Consider the following 13011-nt stretch of genomic DNA (forward strand, 5'->3'; position numbering starts at 1 on the left):
TTTTTTAACTCTATTAATTTTTTTTTTATTTTTTTATCAATTTTCTTATATCTATTTATCAAGTCCTTGTCGAGGTTAGTAAATTTATTTTCATTAATTTGTATCATTTTTAGAACGTTTTTGCTTAATTTTTTGTAATCTCTCTATCTCTTTTTTTAATGCATCATCAGATAGCTTATCTTCAATTTTCTTTTTGATAACACCTTTAAGAAATGGATCTCCTACAAGATTAATTATAGACCAATCTTCTTCCTCTATTGGATCTTTTATTAAAATATCATTTATCTTTTTAGATACAAAAGCACCAATTGCACCATTTTCAAGAAAGAATTCATCTTTCAATAAGTCATAAATGTTAGCTGCAAAGGAATTGATTTTATCAGTAGATTCAGGTTTTCCTTCATTAAGTTTCAAAATATTTTGAGATGGAATATCTGAAAGAATAAACGGTGAGTGGGTTAGAAAACAAATGTTAATTGATTCTATTCCTTCATTTTCTTTAGTTTTAATTAATTCTAATGAATCTAATATATTTTTAAGAATCTGCCTTTGCATTTCAGGATGATAGTATAATTCAATTTCGTCCAAAATAATGCTTACATTCTTGTAAACCAATCTTGTATTTTTTGAAGAGAATGATGATTGAAGATTATAAAGATGATACAAGACAGTGTTAATGTTAAATATCATCTGTTGTTCACCTGAGCTTAATTGACTTAAGAGAATACGTTCTTTATCAACTATGGATAATTCAAAATCGATATTAAAAATACTTGGCGGCAAATAATTCATTAATTCTAGTACATTTAATGAATTTGATTTCTCCTCCTCTGAATGAGATTTATTTTCAAGAATGAATGCAACAAATTCATCGCTAGTAAATGAGCATGTTTTAAGGACTTCAAGTTGGAAGATAGCGTCAAGTTTTTTAGAATTTTCTGCGTACCTAATATAATTTACAACTTGTTTTATTTTTTTTGTTATGTGTGAATTATCTTCAAGTATAAAATTTTGAAAATATTCTTCTTCACTTTGGGATGAACTATCAAACTCTTTAAAGATTATAGAATGATAATTCCGTCTAATTTTCTTTAGTTTTCTCTCTAAATACCCCACAGCAATATCAAAGTGCTTGATCTTTGCAAAATTATTTTCATTAACAATGTTTTTTATTAAAAAGTGAGAACTTGATTGCTGTAATCCATCATTATTAAAGTTCAATAAAGCCGGATAGCTTTTAGGTTTAATAGAAAAGTTAATTGTTCTAATTTTATATTTGTCTAATAGCTTGTATTCTTCTTTGTTATTCTGACTTTTTACAAGATAATAAGCCAAATTAAACATTAATCTTTCTTTAGATAAATTTAGCTCATTATTTATATCATAAATACCTTCATCACGCATAGGATTTATTACAACAGGAGTTTTGTATCCATCATTTTTATGAAATAACGTGTCAATCCATCCCCCTATAATATTTGAATTTAATGAATGATGTGAGTAGTTTAAATTGATTGAGTAGAAAAATTTATCAAATTTAAAATTAGAACTGATATTTAAACCTTTATAATCCTTACAAGTCAATTTTCCATTTATAAATTCTAATATATAAATATGATTTTCTAACTCATAAATTAGAGCCATGTTAAGCTCCTTTTGTATAAGATTTTCATTCTCTAAAGCTTCATTGTAGGTGTTTTTAATTAAATGCAACTTGTCATTTAAAGATTGAAGAAGCGAATTTTTATAATTTGATTTTTTATTTTTTAAAATTACTTGGATATTATATTTTTCTTGATATTGAATCCCTAGAGAATAATTCTCTTTTTCACTATTTATAAATTTAATATCTCTCTCTAATAATTTTAATTTATCTTGAACAATATTTGAATATTTCTGTAATCCGATTTCATCATCTTCTTTCAAAGAAGAAATCGCATACACAAAATAATAAAAAAGCTCTATTAACGCACTTTTACCTGAACCGTTTTTTCCAACAACAGCAGATATATTTATCTTGATTCCATTATCAAGATTGTACATAGTATTTGGAACATTACATCTATTTACTGTAATGGCATTTACTGAGGAATTTTTATCATTAAGTTCGACAGTATAATTATTATATAGTAAATACGGAGTTCCAATTTTTAAATTTTTCCGGAATTTCTGGTTACAATCCTTAAGGGGGACTATACCGATTAATTTAAAGCCGTTATGATTATTTACATCGTCCATAATCTTGTAGTAGTTAATTCTAATTATTAGTTTTTTCTTAAACCATGATGTTGAATACTTGTTCTGGTTAATATTCAACGAATTTTGTTTAATTTAAAGAAATTAATTTATCAAAAGCTTCTTTTATTTTGACAGGAATATGTTCTTGATGATTTATTACATTTAAAATAAATTCGGCAGATTCATTTCCCTTGTCTGGTATAGAGATAAAACTATCTATATCATTTCCATCTTCTTGCCATTTAGTTTTTAAAGCATATGATAACTTCTTAAAAAATTTTTTATTACTTTGAACATTATCTCCTTCAGGAATAGAGTCAAAAATAGTTTGTATAAAACTATCGTTAATAATTAACGTTTCATCATAAAACTGATTTACGATTTCCGTCCACAAACCAATTGCAATTGAATCTTCAATATCTTGTTTTCCAACAAAAAAGACATTCTCAGTTTTATCAATAGCATCCATTTGAAAACTCATATCATTATCGAATAGAAGAATCATTGAATTTTCAATTTTATTGAATCCTTGTGTTATGGCTCTTAAAACTTCTTTATTTAATCTCCACTTATCCTTTCCTTCAATATTAATTAATTGAATATTATCTTCAATAAAAGTTTTACCAGTATATATTTTATATAAAGCGGGTATTAAATATTGTTCTGTATCTCCTTCCACAATTAGAAATTTATCATGAAATAAGAAATCAGAATTTTTAACTTTTAAACTATCAAAAATACTTTCTACATCTTCACAACTTGATAAGTTTGTATATCCTGATTCTAACTTATATGTATTCAAAATATCATTAGTATTAGCTTTATCAATAAATATTGTTGAGTGAGTACTTATTAAAGTTTGAACGTTTCCTCGAGATAACCCTTTTAAATTATCAAAAAACTCTCTTTGCGCACCAGGATACAAATGAGTTTCAGGTTCGTCAAATGCCCAAATATGGTTTTTAATTCCTGATTGTTCTGATCTTTCAGCTTTTGCCTTAATTAAAGAAAACCAAATTTTTCTTTTTAAACCTTCTTCTTGGTTATCTAAATGTATCAATCCATCACTTTGTAATTTTTGTACCATTATATCAGAAACTTTTTCTTTAACTTCAAAATGAATTTTACTATTAATTGACTGTATTTCTGGTGCTACAGAGGAAATAGTTTCTTGAATTCTGTTGAACTCTTCATTTATAGCTTCCTCTGCTAATTGTGCTTTTTCTTGAGCTGTTACTTTTATAGGCTGAATAAATTCTTCTATTTTGTCTTTCATCAAACTAGTTGCTATAGAAATAACTTCTTCCATAGAACAGTTCCAATCAAAATATTTATACTCAGGAAAAATATCAGAATCACTTTTTGCAGGTTTATATTCAATCCAAAATCTTTCTAATTCTATTTTACTATTAATAGCTCTTATTAACTCCAAATTAGAAAATCTTCCAAGGGCATTAGAATTAGTAATATCGTCAGAAGTAATATTCAACTCTCTTTTTATTATATTTAATTTCGCTGCTGTCTCACTATAAATATGTTTGTAATCATTATTTGAATTTTGAGCTAAATATCCAGTTGATGTATTAGCATTAATCTTCTTGATTAACCAAATGGAATTATCAATCAAATTTTCTAACATCCAACTTAAGCTGTTAGATAAATCTATACTTTCAAATAAATCTAATTCATTTTCTTGTAATCGTAATTTACCTAATACATATATGCTGGTATTATCATATTCTTCAAAAACAGGTAAATTCCTTTCTTCGAAAATAGAAACAAATTCTTCTTGATCTAATGTAGAATTTGATAAATCACTTTTATTATTTCCTTCTTGACTAAATGAACAATTAACTTTATTGAATAATAACTCTATCCCTTTTAACAAAGTAGATTTCCCACAATCGTTTAATCCAATAAAAATATTCGGATTATTTTCTTTTAGCTTGATATCTAATATTTTACAGCTTTTATAATTTATAATTACTACCTCTTCTAAATACATTACAATTCTTGATATCTAAATTTATTAACAATATTTGAAGCTAAATAAGAACCATGTGAAGATGCATTCATTAATCCATGATAAATATTCTCAGGAATATTATAATATTGGTAAACTCTTCCGTTATTAAATTCCACTTCTAAAATTGAGTTTTGATATCCTATACTTCGGATATTACTTGATGATACTCTTTGTCTTTCCATAATCTATGTTTTCTAGTAATTTTAGTTTATCTTTCTAACGTTATCAAATGACTTAACAATAACGTTTACAATTGTGTGAGTTTTAGTTTAGTGTAATTATATATCAATAGGAATACTACTTGCTTATCATAATTTGGAATTATGTTTGCTGAATCCTAAAAGATTTTTTCTGTGCTTTTTTAGCTATTTATTAATTTCTGATATTCTTACATAATAAAAACTCAAATAAAAACATACGAACCAATAAATCCTAAAGGAAAACCGTAATCCTAAATAATAAAAGTGATTATAAATAAGTATAAAAACAAAAACAGCGATAAACTAAAAGTTTACCGCTGTTTTTTTTATATGTTTTTTCAAATATTTTTTACTTCCCAATACAGAAAGTGTAAATCCCTTTATTAATGAACAGTGTAGGGGAGTGAGGTGTAGTTTTGGTGAAGTGAAATTTATTAAAGTTTAACATTTAATTACTCAATATTTTTCTACTTTTCTACAGATAACAAAATTATTGTAGAAGTATAGTATATATTTTTTTGATTTGGTACATACAAATATATGGTTGCTATAAATTATTTAGATGTAATTATGTTAATATGCTTCAATTTAACAAATAATAATTATCACTAACGAGAGTAAAATCCTCCTAAATTAGGAGGATCTAACACAACTTAACTCAAACTACCTCATCTTCCAAAATAAACTCCATTGTTTTTTCTACATGCTTTTTCCCGGCTAAACCTTTCGCAAAAAAAGCATTAGTGCCAAAATCGTACGTTTTCATATACGCATTGTTGATAGGCTCTTCCAATTCATATAAGTCTTCAGGAATTTTCGCTTTTATATTAAATACTTTATCTCCACTTTTAATCTTACCATTTTCATTATTTAAAAAAGTATTGTACCAGCTTCGTTCAGCTATTCCCCACGATCTTGCGAAAATTCTATCATCTACTATTACCATCCAAATGTCTAGAAAACGATGATCATCTGTACCAGCTTTTATTCCTGTCAATATCTCTGAATCAATTGATTCTTTAAATTCTTGTTTTGTCATAACATTTCTATTTCTTATTTTAAAATTATATAAATCGATCAGCATAATCTTTTAAACCTGCAAAACTTCTGAAGTTATGTGGTATGTAATTGAATTTTTCCATTTTCCACTGACCATCTTCTTTGACCATTGTTAATGGATAAAACGCTGCATAATTCTTCTCTTCTTCTAATTTCTCAAAATACTGTGGCACTATTCTACCGACAATCATATGAGCACTAATTTCGTCATCATTAATTGCAACCTTAATCGGCTCCGCAAAATGCTGCATCTGTGTCCACGGTTGTCTAAAATCCTTTATTTGCCCAATAATATTAGATAAACCTTTCAAATCTCCCATTGGTGTTAAATTACCTTCAGCAGCTCTAGAAAATGTACTTATTAATAAACCAATATCATTTTGATCAATCGCCCATGAATATCTTGAATAAGCTTCCATAATCCAATCTTTTTCTGTTCCTATTGGAATCAAATTTTTGTACTTATTCCAGGGTGCATCTAGCTCACTTACAATCACAGGAGTAGTATCACCAGGTTGCCAAAATCTCTGCCCTCTTATTGGAGACCACTTTTGAAGTAAATGTGCATCACCTTCAATCCAGTTAACGGAAAATTTGAAATCAGTTATTTCCATTGTCTCTGAATCTTTCATTAGAATCTCAATGATTGATGTCGCTCCAAAAGTTGCGATACTGTCATTTTCATCACTAATTATTCCATATAGATAGAAACTGAAAACCACTTTATTTTCTTTGCCATCAGGGATGCCTGCTATAAAATGATTACTGCTTGCTAAGCTTAATGAATGGTTTGATCTATCTTCAAACAGATTTTTAGCAACATTTACTTTTCCTTTAATTACCCCATGAACATTACTTCTAAAATTCACAAAAGGAGCAAGATCATCTGCAATTTTGTTTTCGTCTGAATTTGCCCAATGATTTATAAAATCTTTTAGAAAGATTTCAATATCAGAACGATGATATCGTGTCGTTTCCATACTTTTATATTGTTTGTACACAATAATTAACACTAAGGTTTCAAGTCGATACCTTATTTGGTTTGATGAAGAAATGGATAATCAGTATATCCTACCGAACCCATTCCGTAGAAAGTTGTTCTGTCTGCCTGATTTAACGGAGCATTCTGCTCAAAACGTTCAACTAAATCGGGGTTCGCAATAAATGGAACACCGAAAGAGACTAAATCTGCATAGCCTTCTTCCAATGCTTTATTTGCAGAATCTCTGGTGAATCCACCATTAATCATATAAGTTCCTGTATATAGCTTACGGTAATATTTCGCCGTTTCAATAATATTTTTCTCCTTATTCGCCGGATCAAGTGAAAATCCTGAAATATGAAGATAAGCCAATCCATAATCACTCAGCTTTTTACAGATATATTCAAAAAAAGCAACTGTTTCATCGTCTTTTACAATACCAAAAGTATTGGTAAGATCCGGCGCAATCCTGACACCAACTTTATTTAAACTAACTTTTTCTTTTATACTATCTAAAATATCAAACAAAAATCTTGCTCTGTTTTCTATACTTCCTCCATATTGATCTTTTCTTTGATTAGAACATTTCGCAAAAAACTGATGCAAAAGATAGCCATTGGCCGCATGGATCTCTACGCCGTCAAAACCACTTTTTATAGCATTTACCGCTGCTTGCTGAAAATCTAAAATTGTCTGTTCTATATCTTCAATAGACATTTCTTTTGGAGTTACTGTATCTGTAAAACCATTTTTAGTGTAAGACTGAAAATCTGGGTTTATTGCTGATGGAGCTAACGGCAACTTTCCATCTAAAAGATCAGGATGCGAAATTCTTCCTACGTGCCATAATTGAGCAAAGATTTTACCTCCTTTCTCGTGGACAGCTGCGGTTACTTTTTTCCAGCCTTCTAATTGTGCTTCGGAGTAAATACCCGGTACATCAATATACCCTGTTGCATTGCTGTTTATGGGAGCTCCTTCAGATATTATTAATCCGGCAGAAGCTCTTTGTCTGTAGTATTCGACATTTAGTTCTTCAGGTGCTAATTCTTCATTATTACACCTTGTTCTCGTTAAAGGTGCCATTACAACCTTATTCTTAAGGTTTAAATTATTGTTATTGAATTCTTTTAATAATGTTAGTTTTTCCATTTATATAAGTAATTATCTGAATTGTGGTATGATGTATTCACTGAACTCCTGTATCATCTCTTCAGCAGGTCTTCGGGTCGGTTTTGGATTTAAGACTGCGTGTGACAACCCTTCCTGTTGCTGTTGTTCCCAAAACTCAATTAAAGCTTTTCGGCCTCCCTGAACATAATTTCCCGCAAAAAATATTGGTGCATCTGGGTTTTCATTGAGGTCAAAAAAATGAGCATAACCATAAGGTTTATCAACTCCATTAGTGGCCTTGTTCCACAGATCTCTTCTTAAAGAAACTTTTCTGGCATTCTCTCCGTGCCATAGCCATCCATCCATATTCTCCCCAATCCAACTCAGATCCTGTCCTCCACGGCCTATTGATATTGTCGGAATGATACCGGAAAGCGGTTTTGGAATTAAATCAATAGAGCCATTAAATGATCCGTAAAACTCAGTATCAAAGGAAGGAAAGCTTTCTTCCGTAACCTTACGAATAACTTCGCGAGCTTCGCGGAAACGTTCAACACGATTTTCGAAATTGCTTCCGAATGCGGGATATTCATTGTAACGATCTCCTGAAGCTAGTCCTAAAATAAAACGTCCTCCAGAAAGCTGATCTAAAGTCGTTGCTTGCTTTGCAACAATCAGAGGATCTCTCAGCGGTAAAACTATGCCAGCTGTTCCAATCGCTATCCGTTTTGTTGTAGCTGCCAAAATTCCGCCATAAACCATTGGATCATAAATTTGCCCAGTATCTCCGAAATTGGGATCTAAGAAAGGAACATCACGCAGCCAAATTGCATCGATACCACCTTCATCTGCTGCTTTTACGGTATTTGCAAAACCTTCTGCATCTGGTATGGGACTATCAGGATAACCTGCCATTGGGGCAACAAAACCAAAAGTTAATTTTCCCGGACGAAACACCTGAGAAAATCCTTTATGCTGTTTCAATAATTCTTGTCTGTCCATAGCTATTAAGGAATTATATTTTTATCTTTAAGATTCTGGAATGTACTCAGTAAATTACTTAATGTATCTCCATTCATTTCGTGGAAGCCAAATCTTCTCGCCTTGTTTACATCAAGAAAAGCATCTACTTCAACATTAAAAATAAAGTCACCAAATCCCCATTGAACCAATGAATCTAAACTGTGCGGATCTAGATTGTATTTCTCTACTATTTCATTCCAAATTTTAGATTTCCCAGGCATATATTCGGTAAGAGAAAATGTTTGTGGTTCGGCTACTTCAACCCCAAAATAGTCTCCTATTTTTGGCCAAATCTGTGACCAGCGGAAAACATCTCCATTTGTGATGTTGAATATTCCGTCTTCTGCTTTAGTTTCAAGTGAAGCCCATTCCAGTGATTTAGCCAAAACATCCGCACCTGTTACATTAACTAAGGCATTGTAAGCCTTATAAGAACCCGGAAAACGCATTGGAATTCCTTCTTCTTTACAGATGGTTGCATAAACTGCAATAAGATTAGCCAAATTCATAGGTGTATTAACTGTAAATCCAATTACTATGTCTGGTCTTAATGCTGTCCATGACCAATTTTTACCTTGAGATTGCTGGCGAAGAAAATCCTCCTGATCATAGTAGAAATTAGGAGTCATACTACGAGGATCAGTTTCGTATGCCGGAGTTTTATAAATACCTAAATGTGCACCATATGCTTTACCTCCCTGAATGAATAATACTCTCTTGAGATTAGGTGCTATTTCCTCCAAAGCAGGGATAAAGATTTTTAGTAAATTTACATTAGCTTCAGCCTGTTGATAAGGATCTTTTCTTTCAGTATAAGCATTGAAAAAGATATGGGTTACATTCTTCAGTTGTTCAGAAAAAGAATATATCTGCTCACTATTTTCCAAATCCAATGCAATAAAGTCGGCAGTACTTTCATAGTTTAATGACTGGCGTGCTGATGCAATTACATTCCAATCATCAGATTTTGTAAGATGCTCGGTAAGATGTCTTCCGATGATACCATTTGCTCCTACAATTAATGCTGTATTATTTTTCATTTTTTTGATGAATTAATTATGGTACAAATTTCTGTATAATACACTTATAATAATAATATTAAAAATTAGCAATAACTATTAAAATTTTAATAGATTTGTATATGGTTAATTTTGAATGGTACCGGACTTTTGTAGCAATTTATCAAAAAGGTAATTTAACGAAAGCTGCACAAGAATTATTAATTTCACAACCTAACGTGAGTGTTCATCTGGCTGCGCTTGAGCAATATGTGGGAGATAAACTATTTGACAGAATGCCTCGTAAAATGGTGCCTACTGAGTCGGGCAGACAATTGTACACTCAAGTAATCGGTTCAGTAGAAAATCTGACATCGATAGAGGCTTTATTTACGAAGAAAGCCTTAGTAAAACGTTCTGTTATAAAATTAGGTGCACCCATTGAGTTTTTTTATTCTGAAATTACCCCCAACCTTAACAAAACTACTTCTCAAATACACGCAACATTTGGTCTTGCTAAAGAACTTACTCAACAGCTTATTGATGGAGACCTTGATTTTATTATTGCCAGTCAGAAAACAGCAGATCACAAACAGATTGTTTATGAAGAAATCCTGAAGGAAAATTTTATCATTATAGCTGATAAAACATTGGATATTAAAGTATTTAACGATTATATTGAGCAAGAGAATTTTATCGAAGCAGAACAATGGCTATTACAGCAGGATTGGTTTGCATATAGCGCAGATCTTGCTTACATACGAAGATTTTGGCTTAAGAATTTTAATAAAAGACCTGTCCTGATTCCAAAGTACATTGTTCCTAACCTTATTACCATTATCAAATCTATGAGTGAAGGTTCGGGTATCAGTGTTGTTTCAGACTTTCTTGCAAAAGATTATATCAAAGAAAAAAAAGTCATTTCGATTTGGAATGGCAAAGCCAAAGCCGAAAATACAATTTATCTTGCTTACGATAAAAGTAAAATATCCAATCAAAAGATAGAAGAAATGAAAATGTTATTAGATAGCAACTAAGCAAAGTCATAGATTAAAATCTTCTATCTTACAGAGTTTTATGTACAATTAGAATGAGCTTTTGAGAAATGAAATACAGCCATCTAATGTCAATGATGAATATGAAGAGAGCAAACCAATCAAAACTGTCTTTAGTATTCCAATTATTCGGATTGATTTTATCCAAATAATCGTACTTCAACAATAAAACTGAACTTGAAACCCATAGAATAAAACTAATTGAAATAATCCATATTTTCCAATCAGGAATATTAATAATTCTTTTAAAACGAGATTCTGGAATTTCATCTGGTTTAACGTGATAAAATATTTGTTGTAATATGCTGACTTCTAATAATCTTTCTAATTCTTCTTTTTGTAATTTTTTTTCAGTAGAAGTTAATACATCATCACTTTTTTTCTTATTAAATGAAGCTAATGATATATTTAAAAAATTCTTATTGAGGATTTAATTCTTTAAAAGTTCCAATAATAGTACTTTTTCCCGAACCATACCCACCTGTTAGAGCTATATTATTAATACCTTTAGTATCTATTGTCTCATTTAGTTTATCCAAATAAGGTTGTATCTTTTCTATATCTTTCTCATCCTTTAAAATTTTAGGAGCCAAAGAACTTATTATAGATTCTGTTTTTTGAGAATCAACTTTTTTTTTTTATTGAAGAAGTTTAGAAAAGACAAATTAATATTCATATTAAGATAATTTATGTTTTTTATTAAATTGATTATTGATAAAAACACATTAATACTAAAATACAAATAAAGAAATAACCAAGTATATATTCTTATGGAAAACCATAATAAAAACAAAAACAGCGATAAACTAAAAGTTTACCGCTGTTTTTGTTATATGTTTTTTCAAATATTTTCTACTTCCCAATACAAAACTTTCCGAAGATGGTACCTAATATATCTTGGTCAACATCTATTTCGCCAGTAATATGACCTAAATAAGTTAACGCCTCACGAATGTCCATTGCTAATAAATCTCCAGGAAGTCCCATGTCCATACCTTGTTTTATTTTTCCGATTTGTGATAGCGTATTTTGTAAAGCCTCCAAATGACGAGAATTTGTAACAATTGTATCGTCTTGATTAGTTCCTTTTAACTTTATTTGATGAATTAATTGTTCTTTTAAAGCTTCGATGTTAAACTGATCTTTTGCAGAGATTTCTAAATGAACAACATCTTTAAATTCTTCTTTAATAGCGGCCGGAATTACAGCTTCTGTGTTCGAAACATCAATCTTATTTGCAACATTGAATAGAATTTTTCCACGACGTTGTAAATCATCTAACTGATTCGCAATTTGATTATCTTCTGTGATATTCGAATCATACAAATAAATAATAATTGAAGCATTGTCTATTTTTTCGAATGTCTTCTCAATTCCAATACGTTCTATCGAATCACCAGCTTCTCTAATTCCTGCTGTATCAATAAAACGAAATCCAATTCCATCTATGTAAATAGTTTCTTCTATTGTATCGCGTGTTGTTCCTTCTATGTCCGAAACAATAGCACGTTCTTCGTTTAATAATGCATTTAATAAAGTCGATTTACCAGCATTTGGCGCACCAATAATTGCTACGGGAACACCATTTTTTATCACATTTCCAAAAGCAAAAGAATCTGCTAAACGTTTTAGGATATTTTGTAACTGATTTAGTAATGCATAAAATTGTGTACGATCTGCGAACTCTACATCTTCCTCAGAAAAATCTAATTCCAATTCCATTAGCGCAGCGAAATTAATCATCTGATCTCTTAAATCTTTTATCTGATTAGAGAATCCTCCACGCATTTGTTTAATTGCAATTTCGTGGGATGCCTTAGAGTCTGATGCAATAAGATCTGCCACAGCTTCTGCTTGTGTTAAATCCATTTTACCATTCCAAAAAGCACGGAAAGTATATTCTCCAGGATTAGCATTTCGAATACCAATTTTATTTAAAAGTTCTAAAACTTTTTGTTGAATATAGATAGAACCATGTGTAGAAATCTCTACAACATCTTCTCCTGTATAAGAATGTGGGTTTTTAAAAATAGAAAATAAAGCCTCATCAACAATTGTTTCACCATCCATTATATAACCTAAATTGATGGTATGCGAAGCTGCATCAGTCAAAGATTTAGTTGAATTAAATTTTGATTGATAGATTTCTGCAACTTTGGTAATTGCTTCTGGTCCAGAAATACGAATCACCGCAATTGCACCCATTCCATTAGCCGTAGCTAATGCACAAATTGTATCATTGTTTAGCATAACACAAAATTAGTAGATTTCGTTGAATTCAGCAGTATTATTTTATTTTTTCACTTTTCGTTAAAGA

Annotated in this window: 10 protein-coding genes and 1 pseudogene; 1 reads left to right on the plus strand and 10 read right to left on the minus strand. The window is 30.3% G+C overall.

Annotated features, from left to right (window positions below; translation table 11 throughout):
* Positions 1–93: 93 nt before the first annotated feature.
* From BUA86_RS04310 to BUA86_RS04345, 8 genes are all read right to left on the minus strand, one after another.
* A complete protein-coding gene (locus tag BUA86_RS04310) occupies positions 94–2238 on the minus strand; it encodes an AAA family ATPase (protein ID WP_072930193.1) in 2145 nt (714 codons plus the stop codon).
* An 88-nt stretch (positions 2239–2326) separates the two neighbouring features.
* Positions 2327–4243, minus strand: coding sequence for an AAA family ATPase (locus BUA86_RS04315; protein ID WP_072930194.1), 1917 nt, complete (start codon positions 4241–4243; stop codon positions 2327–2329).
* Entirely contained in the window at positions 4243–4446 is a 204-nt protein-coding gene (locus BUA86_RS04320) for a KTSC domain-containing protein (RefSeq protein ID WP_072930198.1), read from the minus strand. Before BUA86_RS04320 ends, BUA86_RS04315 begins: the two co-directional genes overlap by 1 nt.
* 676 nt (positions 4447–5122) lie before the next feature.
* Complete coding sequence (locus BUA86_RS04325) at positions 5123–5503, minus strand: DUF2255 family protein (protein ID WP_178300398.1); 381 nt, start codon at positions 5501–5503, stop codon at positions 5123–5125.
* Positions 5504–5528: 25 nt separating this feature from the next.
* Positions 5529–6503, minus strand: coding sequence for a nuclear transport factor 2 family protein (locus tag BUA86_RS04330; RefSeq protein ID WP_072930203.1), 975 nt, complete (start codon positions 6501–6503; stop codon positions 5529–5531).
* A gap of 53 nt (positions 6504–6556) precedes the next feature.
* A complete protein-coding gene (locus tag BUA86_RS04335; RefSeq protein ID WP_072930205.1) occupies positions 6557–7657 on the minus strand; it encodes an alkene reductase in 1101 nt (366 codons plus the stop codon).
* A 12-nt stretch (positions 7658–7669) separates the two neighbouring features.
* Positions 7670–8620 carry a TIGR03571 family LLM class oxidoreductase gene (locus BUA86_RS04340; protein ID WP_072930207.1) on the minus strand — a complete coding sequence of 317 codons (951 nt, stop codon included), beginning with the start codon at positions 8618–8620 and terminating at the stop codon, positions 7670–7672.
* A gap of 5 nt (positions 8621–8625) precedes the next feature.
* Positions 8626–9681, minus strand: coding sequence for an SDR family oxidoreductase (locus BUA86_RS04345; RefSeq protein WP_072930209.1), 1056 nt, complete (start codon positions 9679–9681; stop codon positions 8626–8628).
* Positions 9682–9782: 101 nt separating this feature from the next.
* On the opposite strand from BUA86_RS04345, the gene BUA86_RS04350 reads away from it, so the two are divergent.
* Positions 9783–10676, plus strand: coding sequence for a LysR family transcriptional regulator (locus BUA86_RS04350; protein ID WP_072930210.1), 894 nt, complete (start codon positions 9783–9785; stop codon positions 10674–10676).
* A gap of 52 nt (positions 10677–10728) precedes the next feature.
* On the opposite strand, the pseudogene BUA86_RS16390 reads toward BUA86_RS04350, so the two are convergent.
* Positions 10729–11299 (minus strand): annotated as a pseudogene (locus tag BUA86_RS16390) (YobI family P-loop NTPase); the annotation flags it as partial.
* Between the two features lie 247 nt (positions 11300–11546).
* Positions 11547–12944 (minus strand): tRNA uridine-5-carboxymethylaminomethyl(34) synthesis GTPase MnmE, encoded by a 1398-nt coding sequence (mnmE, locus tag BUA86_RS04355; RefSeq protein WP_072930212.1) that lies wholly within the window; start codon positions 12942–12944, stop codon positions 11547–11549.
* Positions 12945–13011: the final 67 nt, after the last annotated feature.

The organism is Chishuiella changwenlii (assembly GCF_900142565.1).
In the GTDB taxonomy this organism is placed as follows: Bacteria; Bacteroidota; Bacteroidia; order Flavobacteriales; family Weeksellaceae; genus Empedobacter; species Empedobacter changwenlii.

What these genes read in the sequence shown, in the direction of transcription:
- BUA86_RS04310 (WP_072930193.1), bottom strand. Translation starts at nt 2,238, where the DNA reads ATGGACGATGTAAATAATCATAACGGCTTTAAATTAATCGGTATAGTC.
- BUA86_RS04315 (WP_072930194.1), bottom strand. Translation starts at nt 4,243, where the DNA reads ATGTATTTAGAAGAGGTAGTAATTATAAATTATAAAAGCTGTAAAATA.
- BUA86_RS04320 (WP_072930198.1), bottom strand. Translation starts at nt 4,446, where the DNA reads ATGGAAAGACAAAGAGTATCATCAAGTAATATCCGAAGTATAGGATAT.
- BUA86_RS04325 (WP_178300398.1), bottom strand. Translation starts at nt 5,503, where the DNA reads ATGACAAAACAAGAATTTAAAGAATCAATTGATTCAGAGATATTGACA.
- BUA86_RS04330 (WP_072930203.1), bottom strand. Translation starts at nt 6,503, where the DNA reads ATGGAAACGACACGATATCATCGTTCTGATATTGAAATCTTTCTAAAA.
- BUA86_RS04335 (WP_072930205.1), bottom strand. Translation starts at nt 7,657, where the DNA reads ATGGAAAAACTAACATTATTAAAAGAATTCAATAACAATAATTTAAAC.
- BUA86_RS04340 (WP_072930207.1), bottom strand. Translation starts at nt 8,620, where the DNA reads ATGGACAGACAAGAATTATTGAAACAGCATAAAGGATTTTCTCAGGTG.
- BUA86_RS04345 (WP_072930209.1), bottom strand. Translation starts at nt 9,681, where the DNA reads ATGAAAAATAATACAGCATTAATTGTAGGAGCAAATGGTATCATCGGA.
- BUA86_RS04350 (WP_072930210.1), top strand. Translation starts at nt 9,783, where the DNA reads ATGGTTAATTTTGAATGGTACCGGACTTTTGTAGCAATTTATCAAAAA.
- mnmE (WP_072930212.1), bottom strand. Translation starts at nt 12,944, where the DNA reads ATGCTAAACAATGATACAATTTGTGCATTAGCTACGGCTAATGGAATG.